We start from the raw sequence: 19876 nt of genomic DNA on the forward strand, positions 1-19876 counted from the left end.
TACGCCTCAGCCGCTGATGAATCAAAGGTTTGGGTTGGCTGGGAACTTGACAAACGCTAGTCGGACTCCGCGTACAATGACTTGGTCACTGCGGATATTGGCCGGCGATTCAAACCCGGCCGAACCAAAGGACGCAATGATGTCATCCTGGTCAATGCCATCACCGCTAATCCCAACGGCTCCGACCAGGACCCCGTTTTTGTAGATTGGCACGCCGCCGGCGAAGATTTGAAGACCATTGCGAACGTTATTGGGCGGACGCCGAATGACCGGCACGCTGCCTGGATTGGAATAGTTGGTCAGAATGTCGGCCAGCGTGCCGGCAATCAGGTCGAGTTGAAGACCGGTGTTGAACGGACTCCACACGTTGGTGCTAGTAAACAAACGGCTGGCATTCGAGAATGGCCCCGGCGCATTCGGCGCACAGGGGTTAGAGCCGGTACAGTCAATGCCATCCGGGAAAAACGGGCGATGAAGATCACCCAATCCACGACAACTAAAGGCAATCGAGCCGTTGAGTTGAACCCCATCGGCCGCAGCGCGGTTGACATAGCTGCCAAAGCCGGCCGCCGTCAGGATTGCCCCGGCGTTCGGATTGCTCAGAAAGGCCGCTGAACGGGCTTTTTGCACGCAGACATCAAGACCAAACACTGGCGCGTCTGGTGTGCCACGCAGCCCCAGCAAGTTGCCATTCGCATCTACGACAGCCACGTTGACTTCGGCAAAGTTATTGAGTGGCAGGCGAATGCCGGCGCGGGTGGAATAAGCCTGCTGAATCGCTTGGGACAGCAGCCGCTCGACTTCGGCAACGGAGAGTTGGGCGCTCGGCGTGATGTTGGCCAGTGGGGTGAAGATGCGTACTGGACGGCCGCCAAGTGTTCCACAGGTGAATTGGCTCCCCGCGCCAAGAAACGGCACGCCGGCTTTGGGCGTGGCCTGTGTCCCGAACGCCGGAATGACCATAAAACTGCCCTGCGTTGCAAGGTTGACCAGCGGTTCGGCGGTGGGGGGCGGCGCATTGACGAACCGCAGCGCCACGCCGTCCACCAGGATGAGATTCCCGCGGATGCCGGCCGGCGCTTCAAAGCCCCGCGCGCCGGCCACCGCGATGATTTCTTCAGGGGACTGGTCGTTGTCCGTCGGGTCGGGATCGAGCGAATAGTTGCCGTCGAGTTCAACGCCAATGCCGCCCACCGGCGAATCACCGATGTAGAGCGGAACGCCGCCGGCATCGGCGGAAAGTCCGAGCGGCAGGCGGGGGTTGATGTCGCTGAAAAGCAGGCTCGAGAACTGTACGCCAAACAGCGGCCCCCCACGGGTGAACGAGACGCCCGGTGGAAAATGTTCCTGCACGATAAAGCTTGCCGTGCGTGGCGTGAAGGCGTTGCCCGTTGTACCAAAAAACGAACAGGTGCCGGCCTTGGAAATCGCCGCTAGCTCGCTTGGGATAGCGCGTCCGCCAAGCGGACCACCGGGGATGAAAGTATTGGGATTGGCCCCGGTCATGCGGAAAACCGCTAGGACATTCGCTTCACGATCCGTCACCGCAATCGTGGCGCGGAGGTTCAGGGCAGCGGCGCGGGTGACTGCCTGGGTGATGATCTGGGTTACGTCGCTGGTTGAAAGGGCTCTCTCATTTGGCGTTGGACATAACGGCTTGTTGAGGGCTTGGGTTTGCGGTGGTGGGGCAATCACGACCCCGCTTCCGGCAATGTTGCGACCGCCACAGGCGGAGAGCAGCGGCAGGACAGTTGCCAGCAATGCTACAGCCAAACTCGGCAATGAATGCAGGCGACGAAACAACGAACGACACATTGAAGTCTCCTTATGAAACCCATCTAGCTGAAACTTGCTCGTTTGACTGAATGTTACTTGGCAAGGCAGGTCAGCCGGGTCAACTGAGCACGTGGCGAGTGTGGAGCAAGTAGAACGGCTCAAAAGTGTCTGGAAACATACCAAAACGCTTTCAGATTACAACCTGAAATACGGCGGCAACGCCTGTTTTCTGATGGTTCCAAGGTGGGTCGTCGTAAGTGGCTCCAGGCACTTACCGGTGTTCGGGAAGCGGTTCAGGCAACAGTCTTCCATCGCCGGCCAGGCGATAGATTTGTCCCCGCCAAGTAATGGTGCGTCCCCAGAACCCGCCGATCCAGACCACAAAGTGCAGGAGGTCACGCAACGGAAGCCATCCCAAGCGACGTATCTGGTTGTTACCGAGTGCGCTTGCCGTCTGCCAGGCGGCTAAAAAGCGCAGTGCGACACCCGTCAGCATCAGATACCAGGCTAGGGCAACGCCAGGAAAGGCGGTCACCAGCAGTAAGCCTAGCGTGAGGGTGTGGGTGACAAACAGTCCGGTGTAGCCACCAAAGCGGGCCGTCCGAATGGTGCGCGCCCACCGGAGTTGGTGACTCAAAAAATCGCGCCACGTCATCTCCGGGACGACGGTTTCGACGACACAGGACGACAACTGCACTCGGTAGCCGGCCTGGTAGGCGAGGTTGCCGATCAGGTAGTCGTCCGCCAGGTGATTCGCCAGGCGCGCCAGCCCGCCGAAGCCCGCAATGACCGACTTCCGGGTAGCAACCGTCGAGCCAAAGGCATAGCTCAGACCCTCCACGAGGCAAGCTACCAGGACGCTCGACATGAAGTCAGTCTCAATGCCCAGGCATTCAAAGCGGGATGGCAAGCCCGACTTCGAGACGCCGCGATATAGACAGGTGACGACCCCCACCTGCCGGTCATGCAGCGGGTGAATGACGGTCCGCACATAGTCGCGTGACACCCGAATATCGGCGTCGCTGAGGATCACCAAGTCGTGCTTTGCAGCCGACAGGGCATTGGCCAGGTTGGCGACTTTGGGATTGACGCCCAGTGGCGGCGGTTGAAATACGCAGGTCGTCGGCACATTTGGGTAGGCACGGCGTAGGCGTTCGATAACAGCGACGGCGGCATCATCGGCGTCGTGTAGCGCAAAGACAATTTCGTAGTCGGGGTAATCCTGCTGGAAAAACGTTTCCAGGCACGCTTTGGTCTCGCCGTCCGCGCCACGAATCGGTTTCAGCAGGCTCACCGGAGGGGTGAAGCCGGCCGAGGCGAAGGTTGATTGATGGCGGAGCCGCCGCAGCCAAAGCGTGCCAAGGATGACGACAAGCTGATAGGCGCACGAAGCGACAACCATCAGCGCCAAGAACGTAAAGAGCCACGGCGCAAAACGCATGGCCTAATCTCCAATCTGTGAAGCGGTCAGCCGAAGTGGGGAGGTATCAGTCGCCATGCGCGGAAGATGTTGGTTTTGAACGTGTCAGAAAAATAAAAGGTATGCTCCGCCGGTGACAAGCAGCGTGCCTACCCAACGGGTACGGTTCACTCGTTCTTTGAGGATGAACCGCGCGCCAAGTGTGTTGAGCACGAAGCTTACGGAAGTGGCCGGCTCAACCAAGCTCACCGGCGCTATGGAGAGGGCGGCCAGCAACGCGACGAACGCGCCGGCCATGCAGCCCCCCCCAACATAGAAACCTGGCGCGCGGAGTGTCCGCCAGGCCAGGCCCAGCGCATCGCGCCAGGTTTGGAGGCGAGCCTGGCCAACCTGTTTCATGGTGCGGCTCAGGGTGAGATCGCCCAGGGTGCCGCACACGACGATGCCGGCGATCAACGCCACGACGGTCGGGAGTGAAGCGGTCATGATGCGGATTCCGGCCGTGCGGTCAGGCGGTCGGCTTCGGCGCTACGTGTGACGAGGTAAACACCGGCCGCAATGGCTACAATGCCGAGCCAGCGCGTAGATGAAACGGCTTCGCCAAGCAGGAACGCGCCGAGCAGGGCGGTGATGATATACCCAAGGGAAGTCACCGGGAGCACATAGCTGAGGTCGAGTTTGGAAAGCAGCGTCAGAAACAGGATGAAAAATGTCACGAGCAGCGCCAACCCGCTCAGGAAGGTGACATCGGTCATGATCGTCAGCAACAGCGCCCTGACCTCCCACGCGGCCAGTTGCGCTTCCAAGGTTGGCGACAATCGCTTCATGGCGAGCGTCAAGAGGACATTCCCCATCGAGTTGACAATGACGGAAGCGGTGACGAGTGGATGCAGTTTCATGGCACAAGGTTTAGGGCAAGTCAGCATAGGTTGCCAGCCGAACATTCGTCTGCTGGAGGCGCGCTTTCACCGCCGGGCTAAGCAGCGCCGCAAGCTCTTTGGAACCATGGGCGTTATACGTTGGCAAAGTAGGCGATGGCGCTTCTGGGTGGCAATAGATTTCGTGCGTGACGTCACTCAACCGATCCAGAAGCGCAAGCCAGTAGTCCTCGGTGAACCGTCCGGTTTCATAGAGTCCATGGATTTCATCCGCCGAACGCAGGCCGTGATGCGCCAGTCGGCGCGCCGCCCCACGCGAAAGCCACCCGAAGATCAACCGATACACGGTTTTGGTGGGCCACCCCTGCCATCGAATCGTCAGGTTGCGCCAGAGCCGTTCGCGGGGCAGGCGAACGAAGCGAACGCCAAACTCGACGGCGCAGGCAACCAGCATCGGAAACACGACGGGATGCAAATGAAAGTGCAAGTGGCCGTCCACATGGGAGCAGGGCAGTCCCGTCTCAAAGAACCGCTCGAATTGGGCGCGAATTTCCCGCTGTAACTCAGCCCGGCACTGCGGATCAAAAAAGTAGCGCAGTCCGGCGGCGACTGGATTTGACGAAAACCGCCGCTGGCTGTCCACGAGGTGTGAAAGGTCATCGGCGGGTAGCACCGACTTGCCGCAGACCAGTGTCAAATGCAGTCCGACCGCCAACCTTGGGCGCGCCCTGGCCAGCATCACCGCTTCCTGGAAGGCATCGCCACCAACCATGAGGCTACAACTGGTCAAAACGCCTTCGTCATAAGCTCGAACCACGGCCTGGTTGACCGTGGTGGAAGCGCCAAAATCATCGGCATTGATGATGACCACTGGAGCAGACATGGGGAGCTTCAGATCAGGTCTCTAGACACCCTTGTGCGTGCCGGCCGTTTCAACTTGGCTGCGGTAGTATGCTTGCCGTTTCGAGCGGAGCCGCAGAAAATCGCGGGCTTCCTTGTAGAGCCGCTTTCGTTCCTGGTGGTCGAAAATTGCTTTGCCGACAATGCGGGCGACGATTTTCGGCCGGAAGTAGTAGCCGTCATAAAAATCCTCAACGGCCTTCATAATCTGTCCCTTGGTCAGCCCTGGATATTCGATATGCGGAATCTGATGGCCTTCCTCATCGGTCATCGCGCCTTCCGTGAGCCAGCCCTGTTCAACCAGGTAATCGTAGAGTTCCGTTCCCGGATAAGCATGCGCAATCGAAACCTGAATGGTTTCGCAGTCGAGTTCTTTGGCAAAGCGGATGGTCTTCTCGATCGTCTGTGATGTTTCGCCGGGCAGGCCCAGGATGAAGTCGCCGTGGACGACCAGCCCAAGCTTTTTGCAGTTTTTCATGAACTGCCGTGCCATGTCGGTCGTCGCGCCCTTTTTGATGTTTTTCAGGATTTGGTCGTCGCCGGACTCAAACCCGACGATGAGCAAACGGCAGCCGGCTTCCTTCATGGCCTTGAGGGCCTCATAGGTCGTTGTCACGCGGGCCGTGCAGGACCAGGTTTTCTTGAGCGGCTTGAGCTGTTCGCACACTTCAATTGTGCGCGAGGCCTGATAGGAAAACGTATCGTCGTCGAAGAAAATTTCCTTGAGTTTGGGAAACAGTTCCCAGGCGCGGGCAAACTCGGCGGCGACGTCCTTGGCCGACCGCTTGCGCCAGGGGTGTCCCGAAATGGTCTGCGGCCACATGCAAAACGTGCAGAGCGCCGGACAACCGCGTGTCGAGTAAAACGCCACGTAAGGGTGTAGAAGAAACGGGACGTTATACTTCGTGTAGTCGAGGTCGCGCGCATAGACTTCGGTGGCCCACGGAAGCGAATCCAAGTCATGAATTGGCGGCCGGTCGGGCGTGTTGACTAGTTGCCCCCGCGCGTCGAGGTAGGAAATGCCGTCAATCTCGGCGAGCGGCTTGCCCATCGCAAACTCGGTCACACTGTGGTCGAATTCCTTGCGGGTGACGAAATCAATCGCCCCATTGGCAAGTCGGAGGGTTTCCTCCGCGCGGACGGTGACATGGGGACCCACGAAGGCAATCTTGACGCGCGGGTCTTGCTCCTTGAACATCCGCGCCAACTTGAGGTCGTTATGCAGTCCCGGCGCACTCGTAAACAGCACAATGAACTCATAATCCTTGGCAATCTGGAGTGTTTCGGGCAGTCCGATGCCGTGGGGGGGCGCATCCAGCAACCGTGCGCCGGGAATCATCCCCGCCGGGTAAGCCAACCACACCGGATACCAATAGGAGGCAATTTCGCGCGTTGCCGGCCAGCGGGAACTCGCGCCGCCATCAAAGCCTTCAAAGGAGGGCGGATTGAGAAGCAACGTTTTCAACGGCATAAGATTCCAGCTCTCTCTGTAACCGCCTGGATGTTGGCTTGCCTGCTGCGCATCCACGCGGAAAGTGATGTCAAATGTACGGGAAACCCATGGGCATGAACGTGACGAACCCCGACGCAAGCCAGGGCTGCCCAAGTCTGAGCAACTTGGCGCGGGCCTTCAGGCGTTTGCAGACGGTGGTCTTGTGGCTGGTGACGCTTGGTGTGTTGACGCTGCCATCGCGCGCGCCGGCGCAGAGCACGATGGTGGCTGACCTGCCCTCGCCACAGGCGCTTGTGCTGCGCATGCGCGAGTCGTTCGCCCAAGTGGACGACTACACCTGCCGGTTGGTTGAACGCAACTTCAAGCGCACCGGTGACTTCTCCGAGAGCGCGTATGCCTTCAAAAAGCCGCGCCTCATCAAGCTGGTTGGCCAGGCCGGTCGGTCGAAAGGGGCCGTCGTCATCCTGGGAAAGGACGGGAAGCCCAGCTTGCGTAAAAACGGGTTTCCCGTGCCGGCATTTCTGGTGCGCGATGAGCTGCGGGATTTTGCCCACAGCGACTTTGGCAGTCTGGTGGATGAAATCGCGCGCCTGATGCTGGCCGGCGAGGAAGCCACGGTTGGGTGGCACGCTACGGACTATGCCCTGCGCCTGGCGCGCGGCAACCGCGCGCGAACCTATGTCATTGACGCCAAAACCTGCCTGCCGGTGACGTTGGTCGAGGCGGTGGACGGCGTCCGCGTGAGCCTGACCGAATGGCGCGACCTGCGGCTGAATGTCGGCTTGACGGAGACCGATTTTCGTCCGTAGGCGGCCGGTGCGCGCGGCTTGGATGTGTGCTTGATTCATACCCCGACGCCCAACGACCAGGCCGCAAGCTGGAGCTTACCGCTCAGCGTTTTCATGGCTTCCTCGACGGCGCTGTGCTCCGAGCCGCTGTGCATCTTGCAGTTGACGCAGCGCGTGTCCTGGCGGCTCTCCCAGTAGTTCCAGTCAACCGTGTTCCAAAAGGTGTCGAAGTCCTGGAAGTAGCCTTCGCCTTCGATCAGGTAGCAAGGAGCTTTCCAGCCTTTCGGCGTGTAGTTCACCGTGGACCACGGGGCGCAGGGGAGTTCGATGAATCCAGCCGCGAAGTCGAGAAACTTTGGCGTGGCATTGATTTTGTACTTTTTGGCAAAGGCCCGAATCGCGCGAAACTTCTCGTGGGTTTGCTCGCGGTTGAGGAAGATGTCGTTTTTGACGCTTTGGTATTCATAGCCCGGCGAGACCAAAATCCCGTTCGCGCCGAGTTCATCCACGAGTCGGCACAGTTGCTCGACTTCCTCGATCTTGGTTTCCCGGAAAACGGTGGTGTTGAGATAGACATGGTAGCCGAGCTTTTTGGCTTTTTTGATGGCGTCAATCGCTTTGTCGAACACGCCGGCGCGGTTCGTGACGTAGTCGTGCGTTTCGCGCATGCCGTCCAGGTGGATCATCAGCAGCAGCCGGTGGGTCGGCGGCACGACGCCAAACAGTTTTTCTTCGAGCTTGAGCGCGTTCGTGCAGAAGATGACGTGCTTGTCGCGGGCAAACAGCCCTTCGAGCAGTTCCTTGAGTTCGGGGTACAGGCAGGGTTCGCCGCCACAGATGTTGACGATGGGCGCGCCGCAGGCATCTACGGCTTCAAAGCACTTTTCCGGTGGCAGGCGGTCCGCCAACTTGCCGGTGTACCGCTCGGTCGAGCAGCCCAGGCACGCCAGGTTGCAGGTGTAAAGTGGCTCCAGCATAAGGACGGTCGGGTAACGCTTCCGACCAAGGCGCTCCATCTTGGCGCGGTGCCGGGCCTGGGCAATTGTGAACTTGAGGGGGAAACGCATGGGGTTGGGTCTCGCTGTGTGGATGACTTCGGGAAAGTTCGCGTCTACCGGTCTGTGTCTTGAGAAATCAGTTCAAAAGCGTCGTTGGTATCACAGATGACATGCGACCGACAATGACGGTTGCCGTTGACTTCTGTGTGCGCGGCGCTTGTCTCGATGGCGCCGGATACCTAACGTGTCAGCTAAACTTTGGTGAAAGGATTGCAATGTATGTCTTCTCCACACCTGTCCGCTCCGTCACCGGCGGCTGACGCTATCCCAACCTACCGGATGTTGATTGATGGGCAACTCGTCGCGGCAGAAGGTGAGCGCGTGTTCCACACCGTGTCACCGGCCGATGGGCAGCCGCTGGCCGCCGTTCCACATGCTTCGGTCGCCGATGCCGAGCGCGCGGTGCAAGCCGCCCGCTCCGCGTTTGAACTCGGCATCTGGCGCAACGCCGATGGCTTGCTGCGTGCCAAGGTACTCAACCGGATTGCCGATTTGCTCGAAGCGAACCTGGAAACCTTTGCCCGGCTCGAAGCCTTAGATCAGGGCAAACCAGCGGGATATGCGCGCGCGTTGGAAATTCCGGCCGTCATTGACACCTTCCGGCACTTTGCTGGCTGGGCGGACAAAATCTACGGCGAGACGATCCCCGTCCCGGCGGCCGGCTTGGACTTCACCTTGCGCGAGCCGGTTGGCGTGTGTGTGGGGCTTGCGCCGAACAACTATCCGCTGGCGCTGGCGGCGTTCAAAATCGCGCCGGCGCTGGCCGCGGGCAACAGCCTGGTGCTCAAGCCATCCCCCGCAACGCCGTTGACGGCCCTCAAGCTTGGCGAACTATGCGTTGAAGCTGGGCTTCCAGACGGCGTGCTCAACATCATCACCGAACCGGGCCACGAAGCAGCGGCGTACCTGCTGGAGCATCCCGAAGTGGATTTGATCTCGCTCACTGGCGGGACGGAAACCGGCAAGCTGGTGAGCCGGGCGGCGGCAAGCACGCTCAAGCGTGTCTTGCTTGAACTGGGTGGCAAGTCGCCGTTCATCATCTGCCCGGACGCCGACCTCGAGCTGGCTGTGACCGGGGCGGTGATGGGAACGTTTTACAACTCCGGGCAGACCTGCACGGCTAGCACCCGGCTGTTCGTTCACCGTGCCGTCTATGACGAGTTTCTGGAACGCTTCTCGTCTGCGGCCGATCGGCTCGTGGTTGGGCATCCGCTTGACGAAGCAACCAACAATGGGCCGCTGGTCACGCGCGCCCAATATGAGAAAGTGCTTGGCTACGTCGCGCTTGGGCAGGATGAAGGCGCGCGCCTGGTGACCGGCGGGGTCCGCCCGACGGATTTGCCGGAAACCGGGAACTACCTGCGCCCCACGATTTTTGCCGACGCGCGCAACGCCATGCGGTTTGTCCGTGAGGAGATTTTTGGTCCGGTGGCGGCGGTGATTCCCTTCGAGGATGAAGACGATGCCATCGCGCAGGCGAACGACTCGGTGTACGGCTTGGCGGCCTCGGTGTGGACCCGCGACATCAAGCGCGGACTGAATCTGACGAAGGCGTTGCGCGTCGGGCAAGTCTGGCTCAACAATCACAACATCTTCTTTCCGCATGCCCCATTTGGTGGATACAAGCAAAGCGGCAATGCCCGCGAAGGCGGCGCAGAGGCGCTCCGGTACTACACGCAGGTCAAGAATGTGTACGTCGAGTTGGGCGATGTGTTGATGAGTCCCTTTTAGGGGGCGGTGGTGACAGGGAGGGAGCTGGCGGTTCAGGCGTGGCCGGTCAGTCCGGGGACGGTGAACCGCCTTGTTCGGTGCTACTTTGCCTACGTGGTTTTCTCGTCGTCAGGAATGGCGATTTCGTCCACATCGCTGAAGGGATCAGGTAGGGCATGGCGCTTGAGGTCTTCAAGGGAAACGACTTCGAGCGCCTTTTCGTGCGTGGCTTCAAGGATGACGGGCGGCGCGACACCGGCCGCGAGGGCTTCTTTCCAACGGGAGACGCACAGGCACCACTGATCCCCCGGCTTGAGTCCGGGGAAGCGATACCAGGGTGCCGGCGTGGACAAGTCATTGCCCCGGGACTTGGTGAAGGCCAAAAACTCAGCAGTCATTTGGGCGCAGACGACGTGAGTGCCGATGTCATCGGGGCCGGTTTCGCACTTGCCGGTTCGATAAAAGCCCGTCATCGGCGAGGTGCAGCAAGTTTCGAGCGGCCCGCCAAGGACATTGCGGGGTGTTTTCTCAGGTTGGGGCATGCGCGTGACCTCGGAAGGTAAATCTGAAATGATGCGTGTCGAGGCGATGGATTGTTGGGCGCGGGGCGCGCTCCCGTCAAGCTGCCCATTCCGCTGGCTTGCCTTGCCAATCTGCTCTGTTGTGAGACTGTGGTATGTCAGATTCGATTTTCGAGTACACGGCGTCAGTGTCGCCCATCCTGCCGAATGAGGGGGCGCAGCTTGCCAAAAACTTTGCCTGTGCCGATCCCGGCCAGAAAACGTTCATTGGGTTGCCGCCTTCGATCAAGGACGCGCATGGGCTGCCGTCGGCGACCTGTGTCGTCGTTCAATTTGAGGTCAACACGGTCGCTCGGCAGTTGACGGCTTACATTGCTGGTGGGCGCGGTGGGCTGCTCCGACTCTCCACCGATCTAATGGAGGCGCTCCGGTTGGCGCCGAACGCAACAGCTACGATTCGGTTACTTTCCCGCGAGGGCGAGCTGCCGCGGATGGAACTCAGCGCCGTGAGCTGACGCCGGGGGATGGCGGCCGCCGCCACTCGTAGACGAGGTCGTCTCGTACGAATCGAAGCGAGTCCCAAATACCGGCCCAGGTGGGCATGGTCACGATGTGGTACGTAACAACTCATCTGGCCAGAACGCGCGCGAGACGGCGCTGTGAGCCACTGGAATGGCGTAAAGCAGGGTAAAGAGAGCAATGGTGAGGGTGTCTTCACGGTTCAGACCCGGCCGCCCGGTGGTTTCAATTTGGCGTGACGGAGGGGGCAGAGTCGTCAAAGTCATTCTATGTCTGACCATCTGAAGTCATAGACGAGATATTCATCTGTTACCTTCACAACCGGGGTTCCGAGACGTTCGAGGTACTGGATGAGTCCTCTGGCTTCGTGAACTTTGTGACAAACGATGTAGTACCTGTCATGCGCCGTGCGGAAGGCCTCGGGGGCTTCAAAACGTGGGGCGCGGGGATTGCCCAGTATCGCCCGCAACCCACGGCTGGGGTCTTCCGGCTGCGGATAGGTCAGGACTCCAAAAACATGCACAACCCGTGGCAGTTGGTCACCAAAGTAGTGCTTGAGCTGGAGGTACATCACACAGTCCACAAGCACCGGCTGGTTTGGGTCAGGCAGGTTGGAGACCGCTTCGGTCCTTGGCAAGACCAGTTGCCACGGCTGAAGACCCGTCCAAAGCGCCACTGCGGCTAGAATCGTCCAGATGCCCCGAGCGACCCACCGAGCATGGTGCGCCGTCAGTTGGCCCACGACATACATCACCAGAAGGGTCAATCCAACCACTGCCGGAAGCAGGTAGCGGGGCGTGAACATCGTCCGACCGGTGACTTTCATCAGAACCATCCATCCGACGGGCAAGCCGATCAGAAGCACAAACCCAAGCCAGAGCCACTCGGAAGGAAGTTTGGCAGAAGGCTGCGCCTCCTCCTGGCTTGGGTGGTGTCGAGAACGACGACCGAGCCGGTCAATGACTGCAACGACCGCCACAAGGGTCAAGAAAGCCAGACCGGTCAATGGACTGACCATCCACCAGTAAAACTCAGACAGCTCAGACCAGCGCAGCGACATCTTCCAGTAAGGCAGTTTTGATTGTTCGGTCAGGAGCGGCCAGTTGTAAGCCAACACTGCCAAGGGGGCGGCCAGCGCTCCCCAGACCCTCCACCGGACCTGTCGTGTGCGCCAAGTGCGGTAGCCCTCCACCAGCCACAAACATCCAATTGGGAGCAGCACGAGGTAATGAAAAGCCATTGCTAGGGCCAGCGTGCTGCCCAATCCGAGAACGGCGCGCCGTTGCCAAGTCGGCGGTTCAGCCGGGTCTATGAAGGCGTATGAGACCAGACCGACACCCAGACAACCCAACATCAAGCCGTAGGGACGGGCTTCGCTGGCATAGTAGCCGGTGCCGGTGACCAGTGGTGTAACCAAAGCGATGAGACCGGTGGTCGAGGTTTGTCCGATGCGGCGTCCCAAGGTGTAGAGGGACAGGCACAGAAGCCAGTAGCCGATCATCGCCGGCAAGCGGAAGGCCCACTCGCTTTCACCGAAGACGCCGACCACCAGGCGCGTGAGCGCGTAGAACAGGGGAGGGTTTTGGTCGGGTCCGTTTCGGAGCAAGTCCCAGGTGCCGGCCCAGGTGGGCATGGTCACGATGTAGTACGTAAACAACTCATCCAGCCAAAACGCGCGCGAGACGGCGCTGTGAGCCACCGGAATGGCGTAAAGCAGGGTAAACAGAGCAATGGTGAGGGTGTCTTCACGATTCAGACCCAGCCGCCCGGTGGTTTCGATGTGGGGTGACGGAGGGGGCAGAGCCGTCAAAGTCATTCTATGTCTGACCATCTGAAGTCATAGATGAGATATTCAGATGTTTGCCGAACTACCGGTACCTGATGTTTCTCAAGTCGTAACTTGAGATTTTCATCCCTAAAATCCTTGCAATAGACGATGTAAAACCTTTCGTTGGCTTCAAAGAAAGCGTTTGGGTCTTCAAAACGTGGGGCGCGGGGATTGCCCAGTATCGCCCGCAACCCACGGCTGGGGTCTTCCGGCTGCGGATAGGTCAGGACTCCAAAAACATGCACAACCCGTGGCAGTTGGTCACCAAAGTAGTGCTTGAGCTGGAGGTACATCACACAGTCCACAAGCACCGGCTGGTTTGGGTCAGGCAGGTTGGAGACCGCTTCGGTCCTTGGCAAGACCAGTTGCCACGGCTGAAGACCCGTCCAAAGCGCCACTGCGGCTAGAATCGTCCAGATGCCCCGAGCGACCCACCGAGCATGGTGCGCCGTCAGTTGGCCCACGACATACATCACCAGAAGGGTCAATCCAACCACTGCCGGAAGCAGGTAGCGGGGCGTGAACATCGTCCGACCGGTGACTTTCATCAGAACCATCCATCCGACGGGCAAGCCGATCAGAAGCACAAACCCAAGCCAGAGCCACTCGGAAGGAAGTTTGGCAGAAGGCTGCGCCTCCTCCTGGCTTGGGTGGTGTCGAGAACGACGACCGAGCCGGTCAATGACCGCAACGACCGCCACAAGGGTCAAGAAAGCCAGACCGGTCAATGGACTGACCATCCACCAGTAAAACTCAGACAGCTCAGACCAGCGCAGCGACATCTTCCAGTAAGGCAGTTTTGATTGTTCGGTCAGGAGCGGCCAGTTGTAAGCCAACACTGCCAAGGGGGCGGCCAGCGCTCCCCAGACCCTCCACCGGACCTGTCGTGTGCGCCAAGTGCGGTAGCCCTCCACCAGCCACAAACATCCAATTGGGAGCAGCACGAGGTAATGAAAAGCCATTGCTAGGGCCAGCGTGCTGCCCAATCCGAGAACGGCGCGCCGTTGCCAAGTCGGCGGTTCAGCCGGGTCTATGAAGGCGTATGAGACCAGACCGACACCCAGACAACCCAACATCAAGCCGTAGGGACGGGCTTCGCTGGCATAGTAGCCGGTGCCGGTGACCAGTGGTGTAACCAAAGCGATGAGACCGGTGGTCGAGGTTTGTCCGATGCGGCGTCCCAAGGTGTAGAGGGACAGGCACAGAAGCCAGTAGCCGACCACAGCCGGCAGGCGAAAGGCCCACTCGCTTTCACCGAAGACGCCGACCACCAGGCGCGTGAGCGCGTAGAACAGGGGAGGGTTTTGGTCGGGTCCGTTTCGGAGCAAGTCCCAGGTGCCGGCCCAGGTGGGCATGGTCACAACATAGTAGGTGAACAGCTCATCTATCCAGAACGCCCGGGTCACCGCTTCATGCCCAACATAGAGAATATAAAGTGCAGTGAAGAGGACGACGGTCAGCCAGTCAGTGCGCGTGATGCCAAGGCGCGGCGTCCTGCCTGGCGTTGGTTCGGCACAGCCAAGAAATGGCATAGGTCAAGAAGGTTGCCACCGGCAACCGAGTGCGTCATAGCATATTTTGCCGTGCGGTTTGCTGAGTGGTGTTGATTTTGCTGGAGTAAGGCTACCAACGCAACTGTAATCATCAGTTCAGGTACGGCAAAGCGTGAACAAGCTTTTACTGGCCGGCGCAGCCCGCTTGGCGCGACCCGAAACGTTGACCGAGCGCATCCGGCAAGGTCGCTGTCCGAACTTCGAGACTGGCGGAGACTTTCAGTCACCGGCTTGAGCTGGCGCTTACAGACGGCTGTCCACGGTGATTTCCAGTTGGTGTCTCCAGGCAGCTCCCTATCCGTGGTTGTGTTCGTCCGGTCGGTTGGGCTATGTAGGCCAGACGCAACTTTTCACAGCAAGGGGGACGCACGGCATGGCTTATGAAACCATCATCGTTGACACCAAGGACGCTATCGCGCGGGTGACGCTCAATCGCCCCGACACGCTCAACGCCATGAACCAAACCATGGTTGGCGAGTTGACGTCCGCTTTCACCGCGCTCGCCGAACAGTCCGATGTTCGCGCCGTGGTCCTGACCGGGGCAGGGCGGGCATTCTCGTCTGGCGGCGACATCCGGGGCATGCTGGCCGCCGCGCCAGAATCCACAGCCGAGACGGTGCGAACCATGATCGAGCGCGTCAATCGGATGGTGTTGGCGCTGTACGACTTGCCCCAGCCGGTGCTTGCCGCCATCAATGGCCCGGCGCACGGCTTGGGGATGAGCCTGACGCTTGCGGCCGATTACCGCATTGCCGCCATGAGCGCCAGTTTTTCCCAGGCTTTCATCAAAATCGGACTCATTCCAGATGGCGGCGGAACATTCTTGTTGCCGCGAATTGTGGGTTGGGCCTGCGCCACCGACCTGATGCTGACCGGAAGAACTGTCCCGGCCGGAGAAGCCAAAACCATCGGACTCGTTCACCAGACCATTGCTGACGCCGAGTTTGCCAAAACCGTCCAGCTTTGCGCCCAGCAGTTTGCCAGCGCGCCGACCCAGGCCATTGCGCGAACCAAAGCCCTGCTCAGAAGCAGTCGCCGGGCAGACTTCGCCGCGCAGCTCGATCTCGAACTCAATCACCAGGCCGGCTGCGCCGTGACTGCCGACTTCCGGGAAGGCGTCACCGCGTTTTTGGAAAAGCGCGCGCCGGTCTTCACCGGGCGGTGAGCTACGCCGAAGCGACATCGTCTCTGAAAGGCAACCCGGATTATGGCTTCCGTGCCACTGCCGAATGGTCGCTCAACCGTTGCGCTGCATGAGCGCGCCGAGGCTAACCTGCGCTTCATCCGGGAGACGATGGAGCGCGCGGCCCTGTTTACGGCCGTTCCTGGGTGGGGCATGGTCGCCGTTGGGCTGACGGCGACCGTCGCCGCTATCCTGTCCGCGGCGCAACCTTCCCTCTGGCGATGGCTACTGGTGTGGCTTGGCGAAGCCGGCCTGGCGCTGACGATTGGCGCTTCCGCCATGTGGCACAAAGCCCGGCGGCAAGATCATTCGTTGGCGTCGGCTGCCGCGCGGCGGTTCTTTTTGGCCTTTGTCCCGCCACTCGTGGTGGGCGGTTTGCTCTCTATCGTTCTCGTCGGTCACGGTGTCTATGATTTGCTGCCTGGCACCTGGCTGTTACTCTACGGAACCGGCGTCATGGCCAGCGGCGCGTTTTCAGTCCGCGTCATCCCATTGCTCGGACTGGTGTTTCTGCTGCTCGGCGGCATCACGCTGTTTCTCCCATTTCAAGTTGCGAACTGGGCCATGGGGCTTGGGTTCGGCGTCTTTCACATTGGTTTTGGACTCGTCATTGCCCGTAAGTATGGCGGCTAAACACAAGGCAAACAAATCAGAGGCTTCTCCGGCGACGCCGAAAGCCGTCGTCTCGGCCACGAAAGTTGCCTCCGAAAGCGTTGACAAGCTCATTCACGAGCCGGTCCGCCTCGGCCTGTTGTGCGCGCTGGCCGGCGTCGAGCGCCTGTCATTCGTCGAACTCAAGCGGCTGCTGTCCACGACGGATGGCAACTTGAGCGTGCACCTGCGCCGCCTGGAAGAAGCTGCCTACATTGATTGTGAAAAGGGCTTTCGCGGCCGGATACCACATACGACCTACCGGCTGACCGACGCGGGACGGGCGGCGCTGATGACTTACGTCAATCACATGGAAGCGCTCGTCCGCCATGCCAACCGCGTCGTCAGAGCGCGCTAGGACAGGCGGCACGCAGGCGTGGCGCGGTTTCCTCTGGAACCGTGTCGTTGATGAACGCGCCGGCCCCGCTTTCGCTTCCTGCCAGATACTTGAGCTTGGTGGCCGTGCGGTGGGGCGGCAACAACTCGATGTGAAAGCGCGCGTATGGATACTCGCCGCCGTCGGTCGGCCGTTGGTGCAGCGCCATGATGTAGGGTAGAGAAAAGCCAAACAGCCGATCATAGCCGACCAGAAGCGTTTTCAGCATTTCCGCCAACCGCCACCGTTCGACGGCATCGAAGTCCACGATGGCGGCAACGCCGCGCCGGGGGACAATAAGCGTTTCATACGGATAGCGCGCAAAGAAGGGAATGAAGGCGACGAAGGCCTCGTTCTCGCAAACGATGCGCCGTCCGTCGCGCAGCTCTTCGGCGAGCAAGTCACCCAGGAGGTCACGTCCAGTTCGTTGCCAGTGCGCCTCGGCCTGGGCAAGTTTGCGGGCAACGCGCGGCGGAACGAAGGGATAGGCGTAAATCTGCCCGTGCGGGTGGTGCAGCGTGACGCCGATGGCCTCGCCTTTGTTCTCGAAGATATAGACGTAAGCCACGTCCTCCCGCGCGCTGAGTTCGGCAAACCGGTCGCGCCAGACGAGAATGAGCCGCCGAATGCGCTCGACGCTTTCCTCGGCCAACGTCGTCGCATGCCGGTCGGTATAGACGACGACTTCGCAAACCCCCTGCGCCGGACGCACTGGGCAAAGGCGGCTGCCGGTGACGGTCGGCGCGGGGGGCGCTGCCTGCAAGCTCGGAAAGCGGTTTTCAAACACCACAATGTCGAACGCCGCCGCCGGGATTTCCGTCTCAAACGCCCCCGGCTGCGTGGGACACAGGGGACAGTAATCCGCCGGCGGCAAAAACGTGCGTTCCTGCCGGTGCGTCGCGGTGATGGTCCACTCACCCAGCAGGGGATTCCAGCGAAGTTCCGACATGGCGCACAGATTCGGCGGGCGGCGCATCGGCCGCATCGGGAGTGGCAGGAACAAACACGTACAACACCAGTCGCCGGCCGTCAGCTTTGATCGTTTCCTCCCGAACCAGCGTTGGTTCGGGAGGAATGGGGGCTGTGGCGGTCATGGCGACTTCGTCCACCGTGGGACGAGCAACGCGCCACCAAAGAGCGTCATTGCCAGTCCCCACCAGAGATTGATGTTGATGCCCAACGACTTGTCATAAAAACCGGGAATGCCGTTGGTCAGCCAGCCATAGCCGGCCAGGATCAAGCCCATCGAAACAAACATTGCGCCGATTGGAATGCGGATGTCGAGTCCGATGCCGCCGCTCATCCAAGATTCGCCTTTCAGAAGAAAATGAGATTGAGCAGGAGTGTCGCCGTCAGCACCACCACCGCCAGCACGCCCGGCCGTTGCCAGAAGGTCGCCTCTTCGGTCGGTTTCGGGGTCAGGGCATAGACCAGTCCGGTGAGTTCTTCGTCCGGGCGTGGCCGGGTGACGAGGCTGATGGCGATGGTGACGATGAAGCAGACCGTCCAGGCCACGATGGCCGTCCAGAAGGTTTGTGCCAGTTCACTCCGGTACAGTGGCAGGACGACGCCGAAAAAACCACCCTTGATGCCGACCGTCGCGCCTTCCGGGAGCGAAAGGCCATGGTGGAGGGCCGCCGCCAACGTGCCGGCAACCAGTCCCCAGAAGGCGCCGTGGCCGGTGGCGCGCTTCCAGAACATGCCTAGCAGGAATGTGGCGAAGAGCGGCGCGTTGACAAAGGCAAACACAAGTTGGAGCACATCCATGATGTTGTTGAACGCCGCTGCAACGTAGGCCGTCGCCACCGAAAGCGCGATCCCGCCGACTGTTGCCGCACGGCCCATCCACAGGTAATGGGCGTCGCTGGCATCGCGCTTGAAATAGCTCTGGTAAATGTCGTAGGTCCACACCGTATTGAACGCCGTGACATTCCCGGCCATGCCCGACATAAACGAGGCCAGCAGCGCCGTGAGTCCAAGGCCGAGCAGTCCGGCGGGCAAGTAGTGGGCGAGCATCGTGGGCGTGGCCAGGTCGTAGTCAATGACCGGACGCCCTGTCGTGTCGCGGATGACCGCGCCGGCCTCGGTGGTTTTGGCCGGAATGATCCCGACGCCGGCCGTCGCCATAGCCGGTGGCATCGCCATCGGGCGTGGCTCAACCGTGAGCGCAATCATGCCGGGCAGGATGACCAAAAACGGAAAGAGCATTTTGGGAATGGCGGCAATGAGTGGTGTCCGCCGGGCGGCAGTCATCGAATCCGCTGCCATTGCGCGCTGGACGACGAGGAAATCCGTGCACCAATAGCCAAACGACAGGACGAATCCCAACCCCATGGCCAGCCCGAACCACTCGACGCCAACCGGATTGCGTGTGGCGTCGCCCATAAAGGCCCACGACTGGGTATAGGCCGTTGGCGCATAGCCCTGGGCCACCGAGTGCGTCATCAGTCGCGCCTGAAGCCCGTCCCAGCCGCCAACGTCTTTCAAGCCGAGCAGAACCAGTGGCAAAAAGCCGAAGACGATGAGAAAAAACTGCAAAACCTCGTTGTAAATGGCGCTCGTCAGCCCGCCCAAGAAAATGTAGGCCAGCACGATCCCGGCGGCGGCCAGCATGCTGGCGTCTTCATTCCAGCCGAGCAGGAGTTTGAAGAGCTTCCCCATGGCGTAGAGCGAGACGCCGGACGAGAACACCGTCATCACGGCGAAGGAAACGGCATTGAGCGCGCGCGTTTTTTCATCGAACCGCAGCTTGAGGTATTCCGGCACGGAGCGTGCCCGCGAGCCGTAGTAGAACGGCATCATGAAAACGCCCACAAACACCATGGCCGGAATCGCGCCAACCCAGTAAAAGTGGCTGGTGGCGATGCCGTATTTTGCTCCCGACGCGCCCATGCCAATGACTTCCTGCGCGCCCAAGTTGGCGGAGATGAACGCCAGCCCGGCGACCCAGGCCGGAATGGCGCGCCCGGAGAGAAAGTAGTCGGTGCTCGAACGCATGAAGCGCTTGAGCGCGACGCCGATGCCAATGACAAAGGCGAAGTAAATCGCCATCAAGACATAGTCAATCCACGCCAGTCGAACGTCGGTCATGGGTTGGTTGCGGCTGCGTCGAGCATACTCTGCCGCGCGCCATTGCGTTGAACATGGGAGTGAGCTTGCTTAAGCCGCACGTTAGCCGATTCATTCCCGGCGGCCAATGTCATTTTCGTTGTTGTGAGAGCTGGGGACGCGATAAGCTGGGCGACCGGCATGACATCTTCCG

General features: G+C 60.3%; 22 protein-coding genes. 7 read left to right on the forward strand and 15 right to left on the reverse strand.

From position 1 onward, the window contains the following. Positions 1–21: 21 nt before the first annotated feature. The 6 genes from J8C06_RS12845 to hpnJ all read right to left on the reverse strand — a co-directional run bounded on the left by J8C06_RS12845 (position 22) and on the right by hpnJ (position 6445). Positions 22–1815 (reverse strand): GlcG/HbpS family heme-binding protein, encoded by a 1794-nt coding sequence (locus tag J8C06_RS12845; protein WP_211430545.1) that lies wholly within the window; start codon positions 1813–1815, stop codon positions 22–24. Between the two features lie 232 nt (positions 1816–2047). Beyond that, a complete protein-coding gene (gene hpnI / locus J8C06_RS12850; protein WP_211430546.1) occupies positions 2048–3217 on the reverse strand; it encodes a bacteriohopanetetrol glucosamine biosynthesis glycosyltransferase HpnI in 1170 nt (389 codons plus the stop codon). Positions 3218–3301: 84 nt separating this feature from the next. Then, complete coding sequence (locus J8C06_RS12855; RefSeq protein WP_211430547.1) at positions 3302–3682, reverse strand: EamA family transporter; 381 nt, start codon at positions 3680–3682, stop codon at positions 3302–3304. Further along, positions 3679–4095 (reverse strand): EamA family transporter, encoded by a 417-nt coding sequence (locus J8C06_RS12860; RefSeq protein WP_246602173.1) that lies wholly within the window; start codon positions 4093–4095, stop codon positions 3679–3681. Before J8C06_RS12860 ends, J8C06_RS12855 begins: the two co-directional genes overlap by 4 nt. Positions 4096–4105: 10 nt before the next feature. Beyond that, a complete protein-coding gene (gene hpnK / locus J8C06_RS12865) occupies positions 4106–4957 on the reverse strand; it encodes a hopanoid biosynthesis-associated protein HpnK (RefSeq protein ID WP_211430548.1) in 852 nt (283 codons plus the stop codon). A 21-nt stretch (positions 4958–4978) separates the two neighbouring features. Further along, positions 4979–6445, reverse strand: coding sequence for a hopanoid biosynthesis associated radical SAM protein HpnJ (hpnJ, locus tag J8C06_RS12870; protein WP_246602176.1), 1467 nt, complete (start codon positions 6443–6445; stop codon positions 4979–4981). A 95-nt stretch (positions 6446–6540) separates the two neighbouring features. Between hpnJ and J8C06_RS12875 the strand changes: the two genes are divergently transcribed. Further along, positions 6541–7236, forward strand: a complete 696-nt coding sequence (locus J8C06_RS12875) for a LolA-like protein (RefSeq protein ID WP_211430549.1) — start codon at positions 6541–6543, stop codon at positions 7234–7236. A gap of 35 nt (positions 7237–7271) precedes the next feature. On the opposite strand, the gene hpnH is transcribed toward J8C06_RS12875, so the two are convergent. Then, entirely contained in the window at positions 7272–8282 is a 1011-nt protein-coding gene (gene hpnH / locus J8C06_RS12880; protein WP_211430550.1) for an adenosyl-hopene transferase HpnH, read from the reverse strand. A 210-nt stretch (positions 8283–8492) separates the two neighbouring features. Between hpnH and J8C06_RS12885 the strand changes: the two genes are divergently transcribed. Continuing rightward, complete coding sequence (locus J8C06_RS12885) at positions 8493–10004, forward strand: aldehyde dehydrogenase family protein (RefSeq protein WP_246602177.1); 1512 nt, start codon at positions 8493–8495, stop codon at positions 10002–10004. Positions 10005–10093: 89 nt separating this feature from the next. On the opposite strand, the gene J8C06_RS12890 is transcribed toward J8C06_RS12885, so the two are convergent. After that, a complete protein-coding gene (locus J8C06_RS12890; RefSeq protein WP_211430551.1) occupies positions 10094–10525 on the reverse strand; it encodes a DUF2237 family protein in 432 nt (143 codons plus the stop codon). Positions 10526–10659: 134 nt separating this feature from the next. On the opposite strand from J8C06_RS12890, the gene J8C06_RS12895 reads away from it, so the two are divergent. Then, entirely contained in the window at positions 10660–11019 is a 360-nt protein-coding gene (locus tag J8C06_RS12895; RefSeq protein ID WP_211430552.1) for a hypothetical protein, read from the forward strand. Positions 11020–11109: 90 nt separating this feature from the next. Here the strand turns inward: J8C06_RS12895 and J8C06_RS12900 are convergent, their stop codons facing one another. The 3 genes from J8C06_RS12900 to J8C06_RS12910 are packed head-to-tail and all read right to left on the reverse strand — an operon-like array spanning position 11110 to position 14383. Then, a complete protein-coding gene (locus J8C06_RS12900) occupies positions 11110–11289 on the reverse strand; it encodes a hypothetical protein (RefSeq protein WP_211430553.1) in 180 nt (59 codons plus the stop codon). Continuing rightward, entirely contained in the window at positions 11286–12839 is a 1554-nt protein-coding gene (locus J8C06_RS12905; RefSeq protein ID WP_211430554.1) for a glycosyltransferase family 39 protein, read from the reverse strand. Before J8C06_RS12905 ends, J8C06_RS12900 begins: the two co-directional genes overlap by 4 nt. Then, entirely contained in the window at positions 12836–14383 is a 1548-nt protein-coding gene (locus tag J8C06_RS12910; protein WP_211430555.1) for a glycosyltransferase family 39 protein, read from the reverse strand. Before J8C06_RS12910 ends, J8C06_RS12905 begins: the two co-directional genes overlap by 4 nt. 133 nt (positions 14384–14516) lie before the next feature. Between J8C06_RS12910 and J8C06_RS15330 the strand changes: the two genes are divergently transcribed. The 4 genes from J8C06_RS15330 (at position 14517) to J8C06_RS12925 (ending at position 16596) form a co-directional block, all read left to right on the forward strand. After that, complete coding sequence (locus tag J8C06_RS15330; protein WP_281423862.1) at positions 14517–14639, forward strand: hypothetical protein; 123 nt, start codon at positions 14517–14519, stop codon at positions 14637–14639. Between the two features lie 138 nt (positions 14640–14777). Then, a complete protein-coding gene (locus tag J8C06_RS12915) occupies positions 14778–15569 on the forward strand; it encodes an enoyl-CoA hydratase/isomerase family protein (RefSeq protein WP_211430556.1) in 792 nt (263 codons plus the stop codon). A gap of 42 nt (positions 15570–15611) precedes the next feature. Continuing rightward, the gene (locus J8C06_RS12920; protein ID WP_211430557.1) at positions 15612–16220 is read left to right on the forward strand and encodes a hypothetical protein; all 609 of its coding nucleotides are present in this window, start codon (positions 15612–15614) and stop codon (positions 16218–16220) included. After that, on the forward strand, positions 16210–16596 hold the full coding sequence (locus J8C06_RS12925; RefSeq protein ID WP_211430558.1) for a winged helix-turn-helix domain-containing protein: 387 nt from the start codon (positions 16210–16212) through the stop codon (positions 16594–16596). The genes J8C06_RS12920 and J8C06_RS12925 overlap by 11 nt, the downstream gene beginning before the upstream one ends. Here J8C06_RS12925 and galT read toward each other — a convergent pair. Genes galT through J8C06_RS12945 form a run of 4 tightly spaced genes read right to left on the reverse strand, consistent with a single transcriptional unit; the run spans position 16583 to position 19704 of the window. Further along, entirely contained in the window at positions 16583–17563 is a 981-nt protein-coding gene (gene galT, locus J8C06_RS12930; RefSeq protein WP_211430559.1) for a galactose-1-phosphate uridylyltransferase, read from the reverse strand. The genes J8C06_RS12925 and galT overlap by 14 nt on opposite strands. Beyond that, positions 17529–17708: a hypothetical protein gene (locus J8C06_RS12935; protein WP_211430560.1), complete on the reverse strand. Its 180-nt coding sequence runs from the start codon at positions 17706–17708 to the stop codon at positions 17529–17531. Before J8C06_RS12935 ends, galT begins: the two co-directional genes overlap by 35 nt. Next, positions 17705–17917, reverse strand: coding sequence for a hypothetical protein (locus J8C06_RS12940; RefSeq protein WP_246602178.1), 213 nt, complete (start codon positions 17915–17917; stop codon positions 17705–17707). The genes J8C06_RS12935 and J8C06_RS12940 overlap by 4 nt, the downstream gene beginning before the upstream one ends. 14 nt (positions 17918–17931) lie before the next feature. Beyond that, complete coding sequence (locus J8C06_RS12945; RefSeq protein ID WP_211430561.1) at positions 17932–19704, reverse strand: sodium:solute symporter family protein; 1773 nt, start codon at positions 19702–19704, stop codon at positions 17932–17934. Positions 19705–19876 lie beyond the last annotated feature (172 nt).

The organism is Chloracidobacterium validum, assembly GCF_018304825.1.
GTDB classification, from domain to species: Bacteria; Acidobacteriota; Blastocatellia; order Chloracidobacteriales; family Chloracidobacteriaceae; genus Chloracidobacterium; species Chloracidobacterium validum.

Coding starts and splice junctions, on each gene's coding strand:
- J8C06_RS12915 (WP_211430556.1), top strand. CDS start 14,778: ATGGCTTATGAAACCATCATCGTTGACACCAAGGACGCTATCGCGCGG.
- J8C06_RS12925 (WP_211430558.1), top strand. CDS start 16,210: ATGGCGGCTAAACACAAGGCAAACAAATCAGAGGCTTCTCCGGCGACG.
- J8C06_RS12855 (WP_211430547.1), bottom strand. CDS start 3,682: ATGACCGCTTCACTCCCGACCGTCGTGGCGTTGATCGCCGGCATCGTC.
- J8C06_RS12920 (WP_211430557.1), top strand. CDS start 15,612: ATGGCTTCCGTGCCACTGCCGAATGGTCGCTCAACCGTTGCGCTGCAT.
- hpnK (WP_211430548.1), bottom strand. CDS start 4,957: ATGTCTGCTCCAGTGGTCATCATCAATGCCGATGATTTTGGCGCTTCC.
- hpnJ (WP_246602176.1), bottom strand. CDS start 6,445: ATGCCGTTGAAAACGTTGCTTCTCAATCCGCCCTCCTTTGAAGGCTTT.
- hpnH (WP_211430550.1), bottom strand. CDS start 8,282: ATGCGTTTCCCCCTCAAGTTCACAATTGCCCAGGCCCGGCACCGCGCC.
- J8C06_RS12945 (WP_211430561.1), bottom strand. CDS start 19,704: ATGACCGACGTTCGACTGGCGTGGATTGACTATGTCTTGATGGCGATT.
- J8C06_RS12905 (WP_211430554.1), bottom strand. CDS start 12,839: ATGACTTTGACGGCTCTGCCCCCTCCGTCACCCCACATCGAAACCACC.
- J8C06_RS12875 (WP_211430549.1), top strand. CDS start 6,541: ATGAACGTGACGAACCCCGACGCAAGCCAGGGCTGCCCAAGTCTGAGC.
- galT (WP_211430559.1), bottom strand. CDS start 17,563: ATGTCGGAACTTCGCTGGAATCCCCTGCTGGGTGAGTGGACCATCACC.
- hpnI (WP_211430546.1), bottom strand. CDS start 3,217: ATGCGTTTTGCGCCGTGGCTCTTTACGTTCTTGGCGCTGATGGTTGTC.
- J8C06_RS12910 (WP_211430555.1), bottom strand. CDS start 14,383: ATGCCATTTCTTGGCTGTGCCGAACCAACGCCAGGCAGGACGCCGCGC.
- J8C06_RS12885 (WP_246602177.1), top strand. CDS start 8,493: ATGTCTTCTCCACACCTGTCCGCTCCGTCACCGGCGGCTGACGCTATC.
- J8C06_RS12845 (WP_211430545.1), bottom strand. CDS start 1,815: ATGTGTCGTTCGTTGTTTCGTCGCCTGCATTCATTGCCGAGTTTGGCT.
- J8C06_RS12900 (WP_211430553.1), bottom strand. CDS start 11,289: ATGACTTTGACGACTCTGCCCCCTCCGTCACGCCAAATTGAAACCACC.
- J8C06_RS12895 (WP_211430552.1), top strand. CDS start 10,660: ATGTCAGATTCGATTTTCGAGTACACGGCGTCAGTGTCGCCCATCCTG.
- J8C06_RS12890 (WP_211430551.1), bottom strand. CDS start 10,525: ATGCCCCAACCTGAGAAAACACCCCGCAATGTCCTTGGCGGGCCGCTC.
- J8C06_RS12940 (WP_246602178.1), bottom strand. CDS start 17,917: ATGAGCGGCGGCATCGGACTCGACATCCGCATTCCAATCGGCGCAATG.
- J8C06_RS12860 (WP_246602173.1), bottom strand. CDS start 4,095: ATGAAACTGCATCCACTCGTCACCGCTTCCGTCATTGTCAACTCGATG.
- J8C06_RS12935 (WP_211430560.1), bottom strand. CDS start 17,708: ATGACCGCCACAGCCCCCATTCCTCCCGAACCAACGCTGGTTCGGGAG.